The organism is Vibrio sp. SCSIO 43135, assembly GCF_023716665.1.
In the GTDB taxonomy this organism is placed as follows: domain Bacteria; phylum Pseudomonadota; class Gammaproteobacteria; order Enterobacterales; family Vibrionaceae; genus Vibrio; species Vibrio paucivorans.
Map to the genome: position 1 here is coordinate 252,928 of NZ_CP071859.1, position 17,660 is coordinate 270,587.

Consider the following 17,660-nt stretch of genomic DNA (forward strand, 5'->3'; position numbering starts at 1 on the left):
AACTGGAGAGCAAACCATGGAACGGATTACGGTCAGCCTAGGTGAACGTAGCTACCCTATCTCAATTGGTGCCGGATTATTCAATGATTCGGCCCACCTTTCTTTCTTAGAAAACTCAAAATCATCGGTAAAGAAAAAAGTTGTCGTGATCAGTAATGTCACGGTGGCTCCTCTGTATGCCGATAAAATCCTCTCTCAACTTGAGCGGCTCAACTGTGATGCGAGCTTGCTTGAGCTCCCTGATGGCGAGCAATACAAAAGTTTAGAGACGTTTAATACCATCATGACTTACCTTCTTGAAGGCAACTACAGCCGAGATGTTGTGGTTGTGGCACTAGGTGGTGGTGTGATTGGTGATTTAGTCGGTTTTGCGGCTTCTTGCTACCAGCGTGGTGTGGATTTCGTGCAAATCCCAACGACTCTGTTGTCTCAGGTGGATTCTTCTGTTGGTGGTAAAACAGCGGTTAACCACCCTCTAGGTAAGAATATGATCGGTGCCTTCTATCAGCCCAAAGCGGTTGTGATCGACACCGAGTGTTTGTCCTCTTTACCTGAACGTGAGTTCGCAGCAGGTATTGCTGAGGTGATCAAATACGGCATTATCTATGATGAAGATTTCTTTGTTTGGTTAGAACAAAACCTCGAGAAACTCTATGCTCTTGATCAGCAAGCATTAACTTATGCGATTGCGCGTTGTTGCCAAATCAAAGCTGAAGTTGTGGCGTTGGACGAAAAAGAGTCTGGAATTCGTGCTTTATTGAACCTAGGTCATACATTTGGTCATGCCATAGAAGCTGAACTAGGGTATGGTAACTGGCTACATGGCGAAGCCGTTTCTTCTGGTACGGTTATGGCGGCAAAAGCTGCTCAACTACAAGGCTTAATTTCCGAACAGCAAGTAGAGCGAATCCTCTCTATACTGAAAAAAGCTAAGTTACCAGTGCACACTCCAGAATCGATGTCTTTCGCTGATTTTATGAAGCACATGATGCGCGACAAAAAAGTATTAGCCGGCGAGCTAAGATTGATCCTTCCTACTAGCATTGGTACAGCAGAAGTAGTGAAAGGTGTGCCGGAATCGGTTCTAGAACAAGCTATCGATTTTTGTCGCACTATTTGATCTTATCTTTGAAAAGCTTAGGTTTTTGATAAACTTAAGCCTTTCATCGATTTAATAGCGACAGGAATCTGTCTGTAGGACGGCTTAATGAGTTTAACGCATGAATCCCGTGTGTTGGAGTTAGAGTCTCAATCAGAACTGCTTGAGCGTTTACAGCTACTCACCAATTTTGGATCTAATCTCGTCACGGTTGGTGGGGAATTAGGCTCCGGAAAATCGTGGTTAGCGCAACGCTACTTAGAAGCATGGGCGTCTGAAAAAAATCAGTCTCTTCTGATGTGTCATCCTAACCAAGATGATGCTCAGCGCCGTTCTACTATTCTCAATCAAATCGTACCCAATTCTCTATTTAGTTCACAAGACCCACTCGTGGACAGTCTTACGCATATTCTTGACGATGAGCCTTGTGATGTGGTCATTGTTGTCGACGATGCTCATCTGCTTAACGAAACTTTCATTTCCGAACTGTGGATGTTGGTTCTGGAGGCGCAAAACAACCCTAAGTGGACCATCAATGTCGTGCTGTTTGCTAAGTCGAATAGTATCGAAGGGTTACTGACGCGTTTAAGTTACGGGCAAGACCATAAGCCGGTTGAGTTGGAAATAGAGAGCCTTTCAGAAGATGAAGCGGAACGCTTCTTTGAGTTTTTGGTTATTCGCTTTGTTGAAGACGATATGGAAAAGCGTGTTCGCAATGCATATAAGAAAGTGAACCCGCTACCGGGTGAAATCATGGCGTTAGGGGAACAGAAAGTGGAAAAAAGGATCATTATCCGCTCAATAGTGGGCTCACCTGCGAAAATCGCTGCTTTAGTGGCATTGATCTTGTTGATCATTGCCGGTGGCTTTATTTGGCTGCAAAGCCAACCTGGACCTGATGAAAAAGCGCAGCAGATTGCCAGTAATCTAGAGCAAACCGTGATTCCGACCTTGCCTGATGTCGAGTCGAGTGCTGAATTGGCACAAACGGACCAAGGTCGCTCGGATGAGATGGAAGCTGAAACCGAAGCGAGTTACCAAGGGGCAGAAGACGATAGCTCTTCCTTACCGCCAGATGTCGTTGGAGAGACTGCTAGTGTTGGCTCCACTGACGACGACCAGCAAAGAGTAGTGATTACTTCTGATGTTGTTGATGCTTTGCTTGTCGATAAAGCCGAGAGTGTTGATACTTCGAAAATTGATAATGCAATCGAAGCCGCGCAGCAGCAAGCGGAAGCCGTGGCTGAACCTGCTCCTGAAGTGGAAGTGGTTGAAACGCCGCCTGAAACCATTATTAGTTTCTCGTTTGCACGCGATGAGTTGAAAGCCTTTTCGCCGCGTAGTTACACTCTACAGTTGGCTGCGATGAACTCACTAGAAGAAGTTCAACAATTCATTGACCTGCATAAGTTACAAGACCAAGTCCGTGTTTATCCAACTCTGCGTAATGATGTGGAATGGTATATTGTCACGTACGACAATTATCCAACCATACAGATTGCGCGTGATGCGGTAGAGACACTGCCTAAATCACTACAAGAGCTAGGCCCGTGGGCGAAATCGTTAAGTCAGGTGCATCGAGAAATCGATCGTGACAAATAACGCTGAGCTTAGCGTGAAAATATGTTACATTCCGCAGCCTTATTATGTGGTTGATAGATAGAGCAGTAAATGAAGAAGCAACGTGCCTTTCTAAAATGGGCTGGTGGAAAATATGGCCTAGTAGAAGACATTCAACGTCATCTTCCACCTGCTCGTAAGCTGGTAGAGCCGTTTGTCGGTGCGGGTTCTATTTTTCTCAATACTGATTACGATCAGTATCTGCTGGCTGATATCAATCCTGATCTAATCAATTTGTATAATTTGCTTAAAGAGCAGCCGGAAACCTACATCGCGGAAGCGAAGCGTTGGTTTACTCCGGAATACAATCAAAAGCAGGTTTACCTCGACATCCGCCATCAGTTTAACCACACCGATGATGTAATGTATCGCTCCTTAGCCTTTCTATACATGAACCGCTTTGGCTTTAACGGTCTGTGTCGTTACAACAAAAAAGGCGGTTTTAACGTACCATTTGGCTCATATAAGAAACCGTACTTTCCGGAAGCTGAGCTAGAGTTCTTTGCAGAAAAAGCGAAGAAGGCGACGTTTGTGTGTGAAGGGTATGAAGATACGTTCAAGCGCGCGAGAAAAGGTTGTGTGGTTTATTGTGATCCTCCTTATGCACCGCTTTCAACCACCGCAAACTTTACTTCTTATGCTGGTAATGGTTTCTCATTGGACGACCAAGCTGCGCTTGCTGATGTGGCCGAAAAAACAGCCATGCAGCGTGATATACCAGTACTGATTTCGAATCACGATACCAAGCTGACTCGTCGCTTATATCATGGTGCTGACCTTAGCGTAGTGAAAGTAAAGCGCACTATTAGTCGCAATGGCGCTGGGCGAAATAAAGTTGATGAACTTTTGGCCTTGTTCCACGCTGAAAAGAATCAATCAGTTAGCTAATCTCTCTCAAACATTTCTTTTCATTGGCTAGGATCTCCTTGCGAGCTTAGGTAGAATTGCGCTCGATATTAATTCGCTGCGCAATTGTGCTCTACACACTCTTAAGAGGTCAGGTATGAAAGATTTTCTAATCGCTCCATCTATTTTGTCTGCAGATTTTGCTCGTCTTGGTGAAGACGTTGAAAGAGTGCTGGCTGATGGCGCGGATGTGGTTCACTTCGATGTCATGGACAACCACTACGTACCAAACCTGACTTTTGGCGCACCTATTTGTAAAGCGCTACGTGACTACGGCATTACGGCTCCTATTGATGTGCACTTGATGGTGAAGCCAGTCGATCGCATTATCCCGGATTTTGCCAAGGCAGGTGCGTCGATGATTACATTCCACGTAGAAGCGTCAGAGCACGTAGATCGCACACTTCAACTGATTAAAGAACATGGTTGCCAAGCGGGTGTTGTACTGAACCCTGCGACCCCACTTTCTTGTCTCGATTACATCATGGACAAAGTAGATATGATTCTTCTTATGTCGGTCAACCCAGGCTTCGGCGGTCAATCTTTCATCCCGAATACTCTGGATAAGTTACGTGCGGTACGCAAAATGATTGATGAGTCTGGTCGAGATATTCGTTTGGAGATCGATGGCGGCGTTAAAGTTGACAACATCCGTGAAATTGCAGAAGCGGGTGCCGATATGTTTGTAGCGGGCTCTGCCATTTTTAACCAGCCAAACTACAAAGAAGTGATTGACGAAATGCGTGCTGAACTTGCAAAAGTAAATGCATAACGGCCACACGCAGCTTAAGTAAAAGTTAAAACGTTAGGGGCGAATCTCGCCCCTTTTTCAATTAGGAATTTGGAATCATTATGTCGTTAGAAACAATCAAACTTATCGCGTTTGACTTAGATGGTACTTTGCTAGATAGCGTGCCGGATTTGGCTGTTGCGGCAGACCAAGCCGTTCAAGAATTGGGCTTCCCATCGGTAACGGAAGAACAAGTGCGAGATTATGTTGGTAATGGTGCTGATATCTTAATTGGTCGAGCGCTGAGCCAGAGCTTAACTGTGTCACCTGATCTGAGTGATGAACTCAGAGCAAAAGCGCGTGTTTTGTTCGATGACTTTTATCAGCAAGGTGGGCACAAGCTAAGCCATCTTTACCCATCGGTAAAGGAGACACTTTCAGAGCTACACAAAGCAGGCTTCATTATGGCGCTAGTAACCAACAAGCCATCTAAGTTTGTACCAGAAGTGTTGGAGCAGCACGGTATTGCGCAATACTTCGTAGACGTGATTGGTGGCGATACGTTCCCTGAGAAGAAGCCAAATCCAATGGCGCTTGAGTGGTTGCTTGAAAAGCACCAAATCGAAGCGAGTCAAATGCTAATGGTTGGTGACTCCAAGAACGACATTCTTGCCGCAAAAAATGCAGGCTGCCATTCGTTTGGTTTAACCTATGGTTATAACCATGGTGAGCCAATTTCTGTGTCTCAGCCAGATTATGTCGCAGATACCATCGCAGATTTAGCAGAAGTCTTAGCTGTTTCAGCTTAATAGCGATAAAAGATCTTTCAAAATACTCGTTAATGAGTACACTGAGTAAACCGTGTGATGAGGTAGTGACTACCTGCGTTTACACGGTTTTTTCATTTATTCGTAATAAGAAGTCAAAGGAATCATTCCCATGAGCAAACCCATCGTATTGAGTGGTGTTCAACCATCAGGTGAACTAAGTATCGGTAACTACTTGGGTGCTCTACGTCAATGGCAACAGATGCAAGATGACTACGATTGCCAATACTGTGTGGTAGACCTTCACGCGATTACGGTTCGTCAAGATCCGAAAGCACTGCATGAAGCGACTCTAGACGCACTCGCAATCTGTCTTGCTGTTGGTGTTGATCCGCAAAAGAGCACGTTATTTGTTCAGTCACATGTACCAGAGCATGCTCAACTTGGTTGGCTTCTTAACTGTTACACTCAAATGGGCGAGTTGGGTCGTATGACTCAGTTTAAAGATAAGTCTGCGCGTTACTCGAAAGACTCATCTAGCCAGTTTGGTGATGTTAATGTTGGTCTATTTGATTACCCAGTACTGATGGCTGCAGACATCCTGTTATACGGTGCGCATCAAGTTCCTGTAGGTAGTGACCAGAAGCAACACCTTGAGTTAGCGCGTGATATCGCTAATCGCTTCAACAACATCTACTCGCCAGAGCAACCAATCTTCCAAGTGCCAGAACCGTACATTCCTACTGTGAATGCTCGTGTTATGAGCCTGCAAGATGCAACGAAGAAGATGTCTAAGTCTGATGATAACCGTAAGAACGTTATTACTCTGCTTGAAGAGCCAAAGTCAATCATCAAGAAGATTAACAAAGCTCAGACAGATGCTGAGACACCGCCGCGTATTGCACACGATTGGGACAATAAAGCAGGTATTTCTAACTTGATGGGTTTGTACTCAGCAGCAACGGGCATGAGCTTTGAAGAGATTGAAGCGAAGTACCAAGGCGTTGAAATGTACGGCCCATTTAAGAAAGATGTTGGTGAAGCACTAGTTGCGATGCTTGAGCCGATTCAATCTGAATACCACCGTATCCGTGCCGATCGCGCATACATGGATCAAGTGATGAAGCAGGGTGCTGAAAAAGCCTCAGCTCGCGCAGCAGAGACGCTGAAGAAAGCATACGAAGCTGTAGGTTTTGTGGCTCGCCCATAAGACAAATCAATAGCGCGAAAAGCCGTCACATCTGTGGCGGCTTTTTTGTTTGGGAATTGGGAAGGGTTAGTATATTTAGGTACGATTCATTAAAAACACTATGTGTTATTTATACCATAAATACTTCAGCTTAGTCTTATTGCCAGAGTAGAATGCCAGCTACTTAATTGGAGGTATTTATCAACTCTACTAACTTAGACGCCCCAAGAACTGAAGGGTGATTATCATCAAAGTAAAGAGGAACTCCATCTTTCACTGCATAACAGTTTTCCTTATCACAAAAAGCGTCTTCTGGCTTAATAAAGTGGACATTCTCTGGAAACTTTGCGTTATTAAAGTGATTAATAATATGCTTGTTTCTATTTTTGTACCAGTTTAGGTTAGTGCCGATTACATCATTTAAGTCGCCCCCGTTGCGAAGCTTATCTCCCACCAATTGAGTTATAGATCTGGGTAATTCAGGGATAGGGTAAAAAATGTAAACATTATCCTTTTTCGATGCAAGCAAAAGAATTAGCTCGTCTAATTTATTTATAATTATGCTGCTGTCGATAGAAACATCGTTCATGATATCTTTAGGGTAATGTGTTGCATCCCCCCCAAAAATACTAGTAGTGAAACGATGGTTAAAGACAATATTCTGTAATCTATCGTTATTCATTATGTACTCTATCGTTTCATTATACCACTTGGAGCATTTGCTGAAATCATCGGGCTCTTTATATGATGGCCTACATCCAGAAAAACTGAAGTGCTTTAACCCAACCTTACGCGGCCTTAATTTTTCGGCTAACGCATATGCAATTTCAACTGTGTGACTATCTCCGAAAGTAGCCCAAGACACATTTTCCTCAAAATATTCGCACGATTTCGAAGGGGATCGATACTCCCCTATATGACATTTCTTTCTGAGTGGGCTTGGTGTCGAGTTGCTAACTAAGTCTTGGTACTCATGAGGAGTTCTTTGAATAAATCCGTCATTGCTGGAAATAATTACGCTTAGTAGCGCAACTGAAAAAACCAGAAGAATTGGCTTGCAATTAAAATACTCTATCACCCTGACAAAGTCATGCTTAAGTTTAGCTCTTTCTATATACTTACTGCTTAGAAAACCTAATAAGACAGATAGTGATATTCCTAGGTAGATGAAATGTTCACTTAAAGAAAAGTAATATATTGCAACTACAAAAGGCCAGTGCCAAAGATAAATAGAATAGGACCACTTTCCTAAATGTCTAAATATAATATTTCCAGTTAGTAAACTATCATTTCTCTTGGCCTGTATTAGTAAAAATACACCTAACACTGGAATTATAGATAAATGACCTGGCCATAAATCATCTTTCGAAATAAACATAAAGGACGATATAATTAATGATAAACCACTCCACTCAAGCGCCTTCTTACCATTCTCTGAAGTATTTAATGGATAAAGGTATGCAACCCCTCCAATCATCATCTCCCACGCTCTAGTAGATAGTAAATAGTATGAAGCGTCAGGCCACGTGTGAGTAGAAAATACACAGAATGCATATCCTATCACTGCTCCTACTAGGATGGACGACTTTATTGCCTTTAAAGACATAAACCTCTTCATGGCAACAAGGATAAGAGGATAAATTATATAAAATTGCCATTCAGCAGATAATGACCATGTGTGTAAAAGCCACTTCTCGTGTGAAGCTGTATCAAAGTAGCCTGACTCTTTCCAGTATGTGATATTGGAGAAGAAACCTATGCTACTACCTGTATGCTTTCCTAATGCTTTGTAATCTAATGGAGTAAGATAAAACCAACCAAACAAGAGCAAAACTAAACAAAGAGTCGCCAATGCAGGTATGATCCGGTTTGCTCGCGCAATATAAAACTTCGAGAGAGAAAAATTGTCTTTCTCTAGCCCCCGAAATATTATTCCAGTCATTAAAAAACCAGAAATTACAAAAAACACGTCTACCCCTGCAAATCCACCGGGCATCCAGTCTGGATTAAAGTGAAATAACACTACTGCTATAACTGCTATAGCTCTCAATCCATTTATATCTTGTCTAAATTGCACAAGGTTGTACCAATTGAATGAAATATCTGCGCGTATTCTATGCCAATAGGTTGTTAAGGCAAAGGTGTCGATATTAAACAATGAATTGGTATGTAAGGTAACGTTTTGGTCTTATATCTATCGCTAATCCCTGCACTCGAAGCTGCGCTGATTTCACTAGGCCTGAGCTATCCATAGTCGCCAAATCTGTCCGAATTTTTGTGGTATCAACTGACTAAATCGAAAGTTTATGTTGGCATATCCTGTGTCACCTTATTGTTTATTAACCAACTTTTCCTACTATTTACTGGGATTGTTGAAAATATGCGGTGGGTTCAGCTATTCGTGATATTAATGCGATTTCGATCTCGATACTGACTGTGAATGTTTTTCTATTGCAACTAAAAGTCCAACATTGTTCGTGCAAAATTCATTTATAAATTCAACTAACGTGATATGGAACACTTTCTTTGATGTCGACTGAACATTGAAGAAGGATTTTTAGAGGTGGACAATGGAAACCAAACATACCCCTAGCTTGCTTGCTCTCGCGATTGGCGCAACGCTGTCAGTACCTGCTACTGCTGATGTCGTACTTTCTCAATATGTGGAAGGTAGCAGTTACAACAAAGCCATCGAGATTGCCAATACTGGTGATTCAGCCGTAAGTCTCGACGACTTTGTGTTGGCAAAATCCAGCAATGGCGGTGGATCGTGGGACACAACTTTACCGCTAACTGGTCGAGTGATTGCCGCAAATGATGTACTGGTGCTTTCTCATTCCAGTGCGAACAGTGATATTCAAGCGGTGACAGATGAAAATAACTCGTCGGTCGTTAACTTCAATGGTGATGACCCTGTCGCACTGCTGAATTCGGATGGTAGTGTTCATGACATGCTAGGTGAGATGGGAGATGTTGATTGGGGTAAAGACGCCACGTTAGTTCGCAGTGATTTTACGCCATCAGCGACATATCAAGCATCACAGTGGGCGGTATTGGCGAAAGATAATATCGAAGGGCTTGGTTCACTTGAAGCGGGTGAGTTACCTGAAGCATTTGCTTGTACTCAGGACGGCTCAGAGCCAGTATTCACTTCTATCCAAGATATTCAAGGTGAAGGGGATACGTCACCTTTCATCGACGGCTACCCATATATCACCGATGAAGAGTACTTTGTCAAAGGTGTTGTAAGTGCCGTGACAACAGGTATTACAAAAGGCTTTTACCTACAAGCGCTAGAAGACGACTATAACGACAACACCTCAGAAGGCTTATTTGTTTATACTAATTTGTCCCAGTCCGATCTCCAGCCTGGCGATGTCGTGTGTGTTAAGGGTAAGGTACAAGAGTTTTACAACCTTACTCAGTTGAAGGCGGAGAATAACAATTGGGTGAAGCAGGGTGAACAAGCTGCGCCTCAAGCGACTGAAATAAACATTCTAGAGAGCGACGAGGACTTCGAGCAAACGTTAGAGCGCTATGAAGGCATGCTGGTTAAGACCACCGAAGCTTTGGACATGCGTGTTACTCGTACATTTGGCTACGACTACGCAGGTCGCCGCAATAATATGGTATTGGCGCAAGGCCGAATCAACATGCAACCTAACCAAATGTTTGCTGCAGGTTCGGATGAAGCATTGCAACAGTCAGAAGAGAATGCGCAGCGTCGCGTATTTGTCGAATCGGATCAAAAAGCCGCTGATGGCCAAGTTCCATTTTACCCTGAGTTTGGCCGCACTGATGTGGACCAGGATGGTTCAACGGAAGATTACATTCGTATCGATGATACCGTTGTTGGCCTAGAAGGTGTGTTGAGTTACAGCTATAACGAGTATCGCTTAATCGCGACGAACCTTCTTACTCAAGACAACTTTGTTCGCAACGATCCTCGTACTGATAGCCCGGATATGGAAGAGGGGGATCTACGCATCGCAACCTTCAATGTCCTTAACTACTTCAACTCGCCGTTTGGTGGTGATGCTAACCAGCACGGTGATAATCGAGGCGCAGACAGTTACGAAGAGTTTGAAGTCCAGCAAGAGAAGATCCTGAATGCGATCATTCGTCTTGATGCTGATATTGTTGGTTTGATGGAAATTGAAAACAACGGCTTTGGTGAAGGTGCGGCGATTCGCCAGCTGGTTGAACAGCTCAACTTACGTATCCCTAAGAAGAAAGATCGCTATGAATTTGTTGCGGTAGACTCAAATGGTGATGGCGTTACTGATGAAAATGATTCTGTCGGCACTGATGCGATTACAACTGGGGTTATCTATCGTAAGAAAGTCGTAAAACTGAAAGATACTCTAGTTATACCAATGCCAAGCCAGCAAGCACCAGAAGTGCTGGATGATTCGGGTAAAGTGATTGAAGACGGTAAAAACTATCAGCGTGATACGCTAGCTCCGACTTTCAAAGTGAAAGCGATGAAGGGAATGAAAGGCGAAGACGATAGAATCACAGTTGCTGTTAACCACTTTAAGTCGAAAGGCTCGAAATGTTGGGAAGACGCAGCACCGGTCGAAGACGGTGGACAAGGTGGTGTTGATGCTGATAAACAAGGTTCGTGTGAGCACTTCCGCGTCGCTGCAGCGGTAGCATTGGGTGATGCGCTCAAAGAGGTTAAAGGGCACAAAGTCATTCTAGGAGACATGAACTCTTACGGGATGGAAGATCCAATGTTGGTTCTGACTGACTACAGCGCAGATCTATACGGAAAAGAAATCAAAGCCGCACGTAATACATACATCGATGGTGAAGTACAGTTTGGTGACCAAGGTGGTGTGATTACCGAAAGTTACGGTTACATCAATGCCGTAGCAATGAAGCACCCAACCAGTTGGAGTTATTCATACAATGATGAAGTTGGGGCACTGGATCACTTGCTGATCAGCAAAAGCTTAAAACACAAAGTAGTGGATGCGACGGATTGGCATATCAATGGTGGTGAGTCGACACTGTTTGACTATAACGATGAGTACAAAGGCGACCTACCTAAGTACCAAGACCACTACCGCTCTTCGGACCATGACCCTGCGGTATTGGAACTGAATATGGCGGGTTCCTTTAGTTTTGGTGCTGTGATGTCTTTGTTTGGCTTAGCGTTATGGCGTCGCAGACAATAAGTCACATTAAGCTGTAAACCCTATAGGCCAGCTGATGCTGGCCTTATTTTTACTATTTGCAGACTTAACACTTGCCTTTCCGCCTTGGTATTGCACAATACCGCCCTTAAAATGTTTTCACTTTAGAGCCGTACCTTAAAGTTCATGCTACTTATCATCGATAATTACGATTCGTTTACTTACAACCTGTACCAATACTTCTGTGAGTTAGGTGCTGAGGTGAAAGTGGTTCGTAATGATGAAATTGATATAGCCGGAATTGAAGCATTGAATCCAACCCATCTAGTGATTTCTCCGGGTCCTTGTACTCCGAATGAAGCTGGTATCTCACTGAGTGCCATTGAACATTTTGCGGGTAAATTACCTATCCTAGGTGTGTGCTTAGGCCATCAAGCTATTGCACAGGTCTTTGGTGGAGAAGTAGTTCGTGCTCGCCAAGTGATGCACGGTAAAACCTCCCCAATTCGACATAACAGCCGAAGTGTATTTACTGGTCTGAATAATCCGTTGACTGTTACGCGTTACCACTCCCTAGTTGTGGAAGCAGATAGCTTACCGGAGTGCTTTGAATTGACCGCTTGGACGGAGTTTGAAGATGGTAGCATGGATGAAATCATGGGCTATCAGCATAAATCATTACCACTGGATGCCGTCCAGTTTCATCCTGAATCAATCAAGACTGAGCAGGGTCACCAGCTCCTCGCGAACTTTCTTCGTCGATAAATCCTGCTTAGGATCACCTTTCTTAACATTTCTTTCATGAATTTACACTCGGGTAGTCTGTGCAAAACTATTCGCAATACGATTCGCTTTCCCTGTTAAAGCCTTTACTGGCTTATGATTAACCTCAGCTTATGCTAGCTATAAGAATAAATTGCTTCATAAAAGTGGTTGCTTGATGCATAAATAGTCATGTGAAATGACTATTGGAATGCCACTGAGGCTGCAAAAAGAATTATTCACTATTGAAATAGTTAATTAAATGTAAATACAATGCTGCAGCAGTAAAAATGCAAAATATTATATGCCTTCAGAATATTGATGGTTAATACGCTTATCTGCTCGCATGCGGTATCAAGAGGGAATGTGCAATGACAGTGGAAAACTCAGGTTGTGAAAATCAACAGGTAGAGCGCGGTTTATTCAATGAGGTAATGGTTCCTTGTTATAACCCAATGGAAATGATCCCAGTGAAAGGCGAAGGTGCCAAAGTATGGGATCAACAAGGTAACGAATACATCGACTTTGCTGGTGGTATTGCAGTGAGCTGTTTAGGTCACTGTCACCCAGCAATGGTAAACGCATTAACAGAGCAAGGTAGCAAGCTTTGGCATCTGAGTAATGTAATGACCAATGAACCAGCACTTCGTTTAGCAAAAAAACTAACAGAAGTTAGCTTTGCCGAAAAAGTCTTCTTTGCAAACTCGGGCGCAGAGGCGAATGAAGCCGCATTGAAATTGGCTCGTCGCTGGGCAGCGGATGTTCATGGTGCAGAGAAGTCAGAAATTATCGCGTTTAAGCAAGGTTTCCACGGTCGTACTTTCTTCACTGTTACAGTTGGTGGTCAGGAAGCGTATTCAGATGGTTTTGGTCCTAAGCCGGGTGATGTCACTCACTTGCCATACAACGACGTTGAAGCATTGAAAGCACATATCTCAGATCGCACCTGTGCAATCATGATGGAACCACTTCAGGGAGAAGGCGGCATTATTTCCCCGACTGACGAGTTTGTGCAAACAGTTCGTGAGTTGTGTGATAAGCACAATGCTCTACTTATCTTTGACGAAGTGCAAACGGGTAATGGCCGTACGGGTAATTTCTACGCATATCAAGGTCTAGGGGTTACACCAGACATCCTAAGCACTGCTAAATCACTCGGTGGTGGTTTCCCAATTGGCGCGATGCTAACGACGACTGAGCTTGCTCAGCATCTAAAAGTCGGTACTCATGGTTCTACATATGGCGGTAACCCGCTGGCATGTGCAGTAGCAGAAGCTGTAGTCGATGTCGTGAGCCAGCCAGAAACGCTGGAAGGCGTAAAAGAGCGTGAAACGCTATTCCGCGATGGATTGGCTAAGCTTAATGATAAATACCAAATCTTTAGTGAAGTGCGTGGTAAAGGTTTATTACTTGGTGCTGCACTTAACGAGCAGTGGCAAGGTCGTGCTCGCGATGTGCTTGTAGCAGCAGGTCAGCAAGGTCTGATGGTACTGGTTGCAGGTGCAAACGTGGTTCGTTTCACACCATCGCTGGTTATCACTAAAGAAGAAATTGAACAAGGATTGGCTAAGCTAGATAAGGCTCTAGCAACGCTAACACAATAATTAAAAACATCTTATAAGGTCAGGCAATCGGGCTTGACCTTATACCAATATCACTAGCCATATGTTCACGGCTTTCGTGTGTAAAATAATGCGTTACGCATTTAGCACTGAGTATACGCGAGCTAGCAAGTCTAACTTCACCATACTTTTCAATATGGCTTTTGTACTGCTGAACTCCTTAAGGTGAGGGGCTCAGTTGTCGGTGATTTGGTATTAGCATCAGGAGGGAGTATCGATGCTGGTTGTTCGTCCAATTGCAATGTCGGATTACGATGCTTTGCACACATGTGCGGTAGAGTCGGGTCACGGATTCACATCTCTTCCAGTTAACGAAGAACTGTTAACTAACCGAATTAAACACTCAGAATACAGCTTTGGAAAGCCAGACGTTACCGAACCGGGTGATGAAGGTTATCTGATGGTGGGCTTTGATAGTGAAACCGGCGAAGTAGCAGGTTGTACTGGTATTGAAGCCTCTATTGGCTGGGATGTTCCGTTTTATTCTTATCACATCAGCACCGTGGTGCACTCATCACCAAAGTTAGGCGTGAACAATGTGGTTAAACTGCTAACGTTTGGTAATAACTACACCGGTTGCAGTGAAATTTGTACGTTGTTCTTACGTCCAAGTTTCCGTGGTGGTTTGAATGGCCGCTTGATGTCTAAGTGTCGATTCTTGATGATGGCAGAACATCCACATCGATTCTCTGACACCATTTTTGCTGAAATGCGCGGAGTGTCTGACGCAGAAGGTAACTCACCGTTCTGGCAATGGCTACAAGAACACTTCTTCTCGATTGATTTTACGATGGCAGATTATCTAACAGGTATTGGTAAGAAAGGCTTCATCGCTGACTTGATGCCTAAACTGCCAATCTACATCAACTTACTGAGTAAAGAAGCTCAGGAAGTTATTGGTAAGGTACACGACAATACTCGCCCTGCTCTCAAGCTGTTGGAGCGCGAAGGTTTCACTTGCCGCAATTACGTGGATATCTTTGATGCGGGCCCTACGGTGGAATGTGACCGTCGTAATATTGAGTCGGTACGCCACTCGTTCCGTGCCAAGGTACAAATCGCTGAGCACACCAGCTCTCAAGATTATCTAATCTCGAATACCTCGTTTGAAAACTTCCGTGCGGGCGCAGCGAAAGCTGCTTACGACCAAGCGACGGAAACAGTGATCATCTCTGCTAGCGTTGCGAAAGCGCTTGAAGTGGAAGAGGGCGGCTATGTCCGCATGTTGGCTCAGTAATAGCCTGTCTTGAAACTGAACTTAGACAGTCGAATTTAGAAGGATAGAAACATGACACAGTGGATTGCAGGTGAATGGGTAGCGGGCCAAGGCGAGGCAATGAACTCAATCAGTCCGTTTAACAACGAAGTGATCTGGCAAGGCGACAGCGCAACACCCGCTCAAGTGGAATCAGCGGTAAAAGCAGCGCGTGAGGCATTTGTTAGCTGGAAAAAGCTCAGCTTCGAAGAGCGTGAAAAAATCGTTTTGGCGTTTGCTGAAAAAGTGAAAGAGAACAGCGAAGAAATCGCGCAGATCATTGCCAAAGAAACGGGCAAACCAATCTGGGAAACTCGCACTGAAGCGGCGGCAATGGCAGGTAAAATTGCCATCTCTATTCGCGCCTATCATGACCGCACTGGCGAAGCGCAACGTGAAGCGGCAGGTAACCAAATCGTACTCCGTCATCGACCGTTAGGTGTGATGGCGGTATTTGGCCCTTATAACTTCCCAGGCCACCTACCAAACGGTCATATCGTCCCAGCTCTGCTAGCGGGGAATACGGTGGTCTTCAAACCTTCAGAGCAAACGCCTTGGACGGGCGAATTTGCCATGAAGCTGTGGCAAGAGGTCGGTCTGCCTGCTGGTGTGATTAACCTTGTGCAAGGCGCGAAAGAAACCGGCATTGCTCTGGCGGATGCGAAAGGCATTGATGGCGTACTGTTCACGGGTAGTGCGAACACTGGTCATATCCTACATCGTCAATTTGCGGGTCAACCGGGTAAAATGCTGGCTCTCGAGATGGGCGGTAACAACCCAATGGTGATTTCTGACCAATATGGCGACCTAGATGCAACGGTATACACCATTATCCAATCTGCGTTTATTAGTGCAGGCCAGCGTTGTACTTGTGCGCGTCGTTTGTATGTACCTCAAGGTGAGAAAGGTGACCAGCTGATCGTTAAGCTAGTTGAAGCAACCAAGAACATTCGCGTCGACCAACCATTTGCAGACCCAGCACCGTTTATGGGGCCGCAAATCTCACAAGCAGCAGCGAAGTTCATTTTGGACGCTCAAGCAAACCTACAATCGCTCGGTGGAGAAAGCCTAGTTGAAGCCCAAGCTGGCGTGGCTGCGTTTGTCTCACCGGGTATCATTGATGTGACAAACATTGCTGATTTGCCTGATGAAGAATACTTTGGCCCACTACTGCAAGTAGTGCGTTACCAAGGGCTAGAGAAGGCGGTTGAGTTGGCAAATGACACTCGCTTTGGCCTGTCTGCTGGTTTGGTATCAACCGACGACGCAGAGTGGGATTACTTTGTTGACCATATTCGTGCAGGCATCGTAAACCGCAATCGTCAGTTAACAGGGGCAAGTGGTGATGCACCGTTTGGTGGCCCTGGCGCATCGGGTAACTTGCGTCCAAGTGCTTACTACGCGGCGGATTACTGTGCGTATCCAATGGCATCTATGGAAGGGCAAGAGACTTTACTGCCAGCGACACTTAGCCCAGGCCTAGCGCTGTAACGATGTTAAGAGTTAAGTCGCCATGGTATTAAGCCAATGCGGCGACTGAACCACTTAAAAATAATAGAAGCCTAAAGAGCTTTAGTGGCTATCTGATTGTGGTGTGTCGTTTTCCTGCAATAGATAGCCATTTTTATACGTAGATTTCCAATAACCACAACCACTTAAGCAACACGCTCTACAAGGAGGCGACATGACGCCAACGGTATTATTTGATTCGCTATGGACAGACTACATTGCAAGGTTATGTCCTTCTGCTGAAAAGGTTCACAAACTGCTAAAAGAAGACGAAGCGTTGATCAATGATCATATTGCTTTGCGTACATTTAATGTCGCACCGCTAGGTATCGAAACGCTGGCGCAGCCGTTTTTAGACGTTGGCTATAAAGCTTGTGGCGATTATGTATTTGAAAGTAAAAAGTTGGTGGCGAAGCATTATGAGCACCCAGATCCGAGCCAACCTAAAGTATTCATTAGTGAGCTCAAAGTGGAAGAGTGTTCAAAGCAGCTACAGAGCATTGTAGCCAAGCTCGTAGAGCAATTGGATCATAGTAAGCTAAAAGGTCATGAATTCTTGTCTGGTGGGCGATTATGGGAGCTAAGCTATGCTGACTTCCAAACATTGGCCAAAGAAAGTGAGTACGCTTCTTGGCTTGCTGCGCATGGATACGGTGCTAACCACTTTACTGTGAGTGTCAATCAGCTAAATGCGTTTGATGAAGTAAAAGGAGTGAATGACCACCTGCGTGAAGCAGGCTTTACTATCAATGAGTCGGGTGGCGAAGTGAAGGGCTCTCCAGAGGTATTATTAGAGCAATCATCGACGATGGCAGACAAAGTGCCAGTGAACTTTACTGAAGGCGCAGAGGTGATTCCTGGTGGCTTCTATGAATTCGCTAAACGCTACCCTATGGCTAATGGTGAACTCTACCCAGGGTTTGTGGCTGCTTCCGCCGATAAAATCTTTGAGAGCACTAACGGCTAAGCGAGCGATAAAGCAGATGCTTCGTTTGTGGCATCTGCTTGGTTTCACAAGGTTAGAGAAACAAAAAAGCCACCAATGTTTCCATTGGTGGCT

Annotated in this window: 13 protein-coding genes; 12 read left to right on the top strand and 1 reads right to left on the bottom strand. The window is 44.6% G+C overall.

Features of this window, described 5'->3' with window-relative positions:
* The first annotated feature begins 16 nt into the window (after nucleotides 1-16).
* The 6 genes from aroB (at nucleotide 17) to trpS (ending at nucleotide 6,332) form a co-directional block, all read left to right on the top strand.
* On the top strand, nucleotides 17-1,120 hold the full coding sequence (gene aroB / locus J4N42_RS01155; protein ID WP_252029107.1) for a 3-dehydroquinate synthase: 1,104 nt from the start codon (nucleotides 17-19) through the stop codon (nucleotides 1,118-1,120).
* Nucleotides 1,121-1,207: 87 nt separating this feature from the next.
* Nucleotides 1,208-2,701: an SPOR domain-containing protein gene (locus tag J4N42_RS01160; RefSeq protein WP_252029108.1), complete on the top strand. Its 1,494-nt coding sequence runs from the start codon at nucleotides 1,208-1,210 to the stop codon at nucleotides 2,699-2,701.
* 69 nt (nucleotides 2,702-2,770) lie between these two features.
* Nucleotides 2,771-3,607 carry a Dam family site-specific DNA-(adenine-N6)-methyltransferase gene (locus J4N42_RS01165; RefSeq protein WP_252029109.1) on the top strand — a complete coding sequence of 279 codons (837 nt, stop codon included), beginning with the start codon at nucleotides 2,771-2,773 and terminating at the stop codon, nucleotides 3,605-3,607.
* 115 nt (nucleotides 3,608-3,722) lie between these two features.
* Complete coding sequence (rpe, locus tag J4N42_RS01170) at nucleotides 3,723-4,397, top strand: ribulose-phosphate 3-epimerase (protein ID WP_252029110.1); 675 nt, start codon at nucleotides 3,723-3,725, stop codon at nucleotides 4,395-4,397.
* 80 nt (nucleotides 4,398-4,477) lie between these two features.
* Entirely contained in the window at nucleotides 4,478-5,164 is a 687-nt protein-coding gene (locus J4N42_RS01175; RefSeq protein WP_252029111.1) for a phosphoglycolate phosphatase, read from the top strand.
* A gap of 130 nt (nucleotides 5,165-5,294) precedes the next feature.
* Entirely contained in the window at nucleotides 5,295-6,332 is a 1,038-nt protein-coding gene (gene trpS, locus J4N42_RS01180) for a tryptophan--tRNA ligase (RefSeq protein ID WP_126575787.1), read from the top strand.
* Between the two features lie 163 nt (nucleotides 6,333-6,495).
* Here trpS and J4N42_RS01185 read toward each other — a convergent pair whose 3' ends face one another.
* Nucleotides 6,496-8,388 (bottom strand): acyltransferase family protein, encoded by a 1,893-nt coding sequence (locus J4N42_RS01185; protein ID WP_252029112.1) that lies wholly within the window; start codon nucleotides 8,386-8,388, stop codon nucleotides 6,496-6,498.
* Nucleotides 8,389-8,881: 493 nt separating this feature from the next.
* Here J4N42_RS01185 and J4N42_RS01190 point away from each other — a divergent pair, with 493 nt between their 5' ends.
* From J4N42_RS01190 to J4N42_RS01215, 6 genes are all read left to right on the top strand, one after another.
* A complete protein-coding gene (locus tag J4N42_RS01190; protein WP_252029113.1) occupies nucleotides 8,882-11,494 on the top strand; it encodes an ExeM/NucH family extracellular endonuclease in 2,613 nt (870 codons plus the stop codon).
* A gap of 144 nt (nucleotides 11,495-11,638) precedes the next feature.
* Nucleotides 11,639-12,217 (top strand): aminodeoxychorismate/anthranilate synthase component II, encoded by a 579-nt coding sequence (locus tag J4N42_RS01195; protein WP_252029114.1) that lies wholly within the window; start codon nucleotides 11,639-11,641, stop codon nucleotides 12,215-12,217.
* 368 nt (nucleotides 12,218-12,585) lie between these two features.
* Nucleotides 12,586-13,818 carry an aspartate aminotransferase family protein gene (locus J4N42_RS01200; RefSeq protein ID WP_252029115.1) on the top strand — a complete coding sequence of 411 codons (1,233 nt, stop codon included), beginning with the start codon at nucleotides 12,586-12,588 and terminating at the stop codon, nucleotides 13,816-13,818.
* Between the two features lie 235 nt (nucleotides 13,819-14,053).
* Nucleotides 14,054-15,073 carry an arginine N-succinyltransferase gene (gene astA, locus J4N42_RS01205; protein WP_252029116.1) on the top strand — a complete coding sequence of 340 codons (1,020 nt, stop codon included), beginning with the start codon at nucleotides 14,054-14,056 and terminating at the stop codon, nucleotides 15,071-15,073.
* 51 nt (nucleotides 15,074-15,124) lie between these two features.
* A complete protein-coding gene (gene astD / locus J4N42_RS01210; RefSeq protein WP_252029117.1) occupies nucleotides 15,125-16,582 on the top strand; it encodes a succinylglutamate-semialdehyde dehydrogenase in 1,458 nt (485 codons plus the stop codon).
* 193 nt (nucleotides 16,583-16,775) lie between these two features.
* Nucleotides 16,776-17,567, top strand: a complete 792-nt coding sequence (locus tag J4N42_RS01215; protein WP_252029118.1) for a DUF1338 domain-containing protein — start codon at nucleotides 16,776-16,778, stop codon at nucleotides 17,565-17,567.
* The last annotated feature ends 93 nt before the right edge of the window (nucleotides 17,568-17,660 follow it).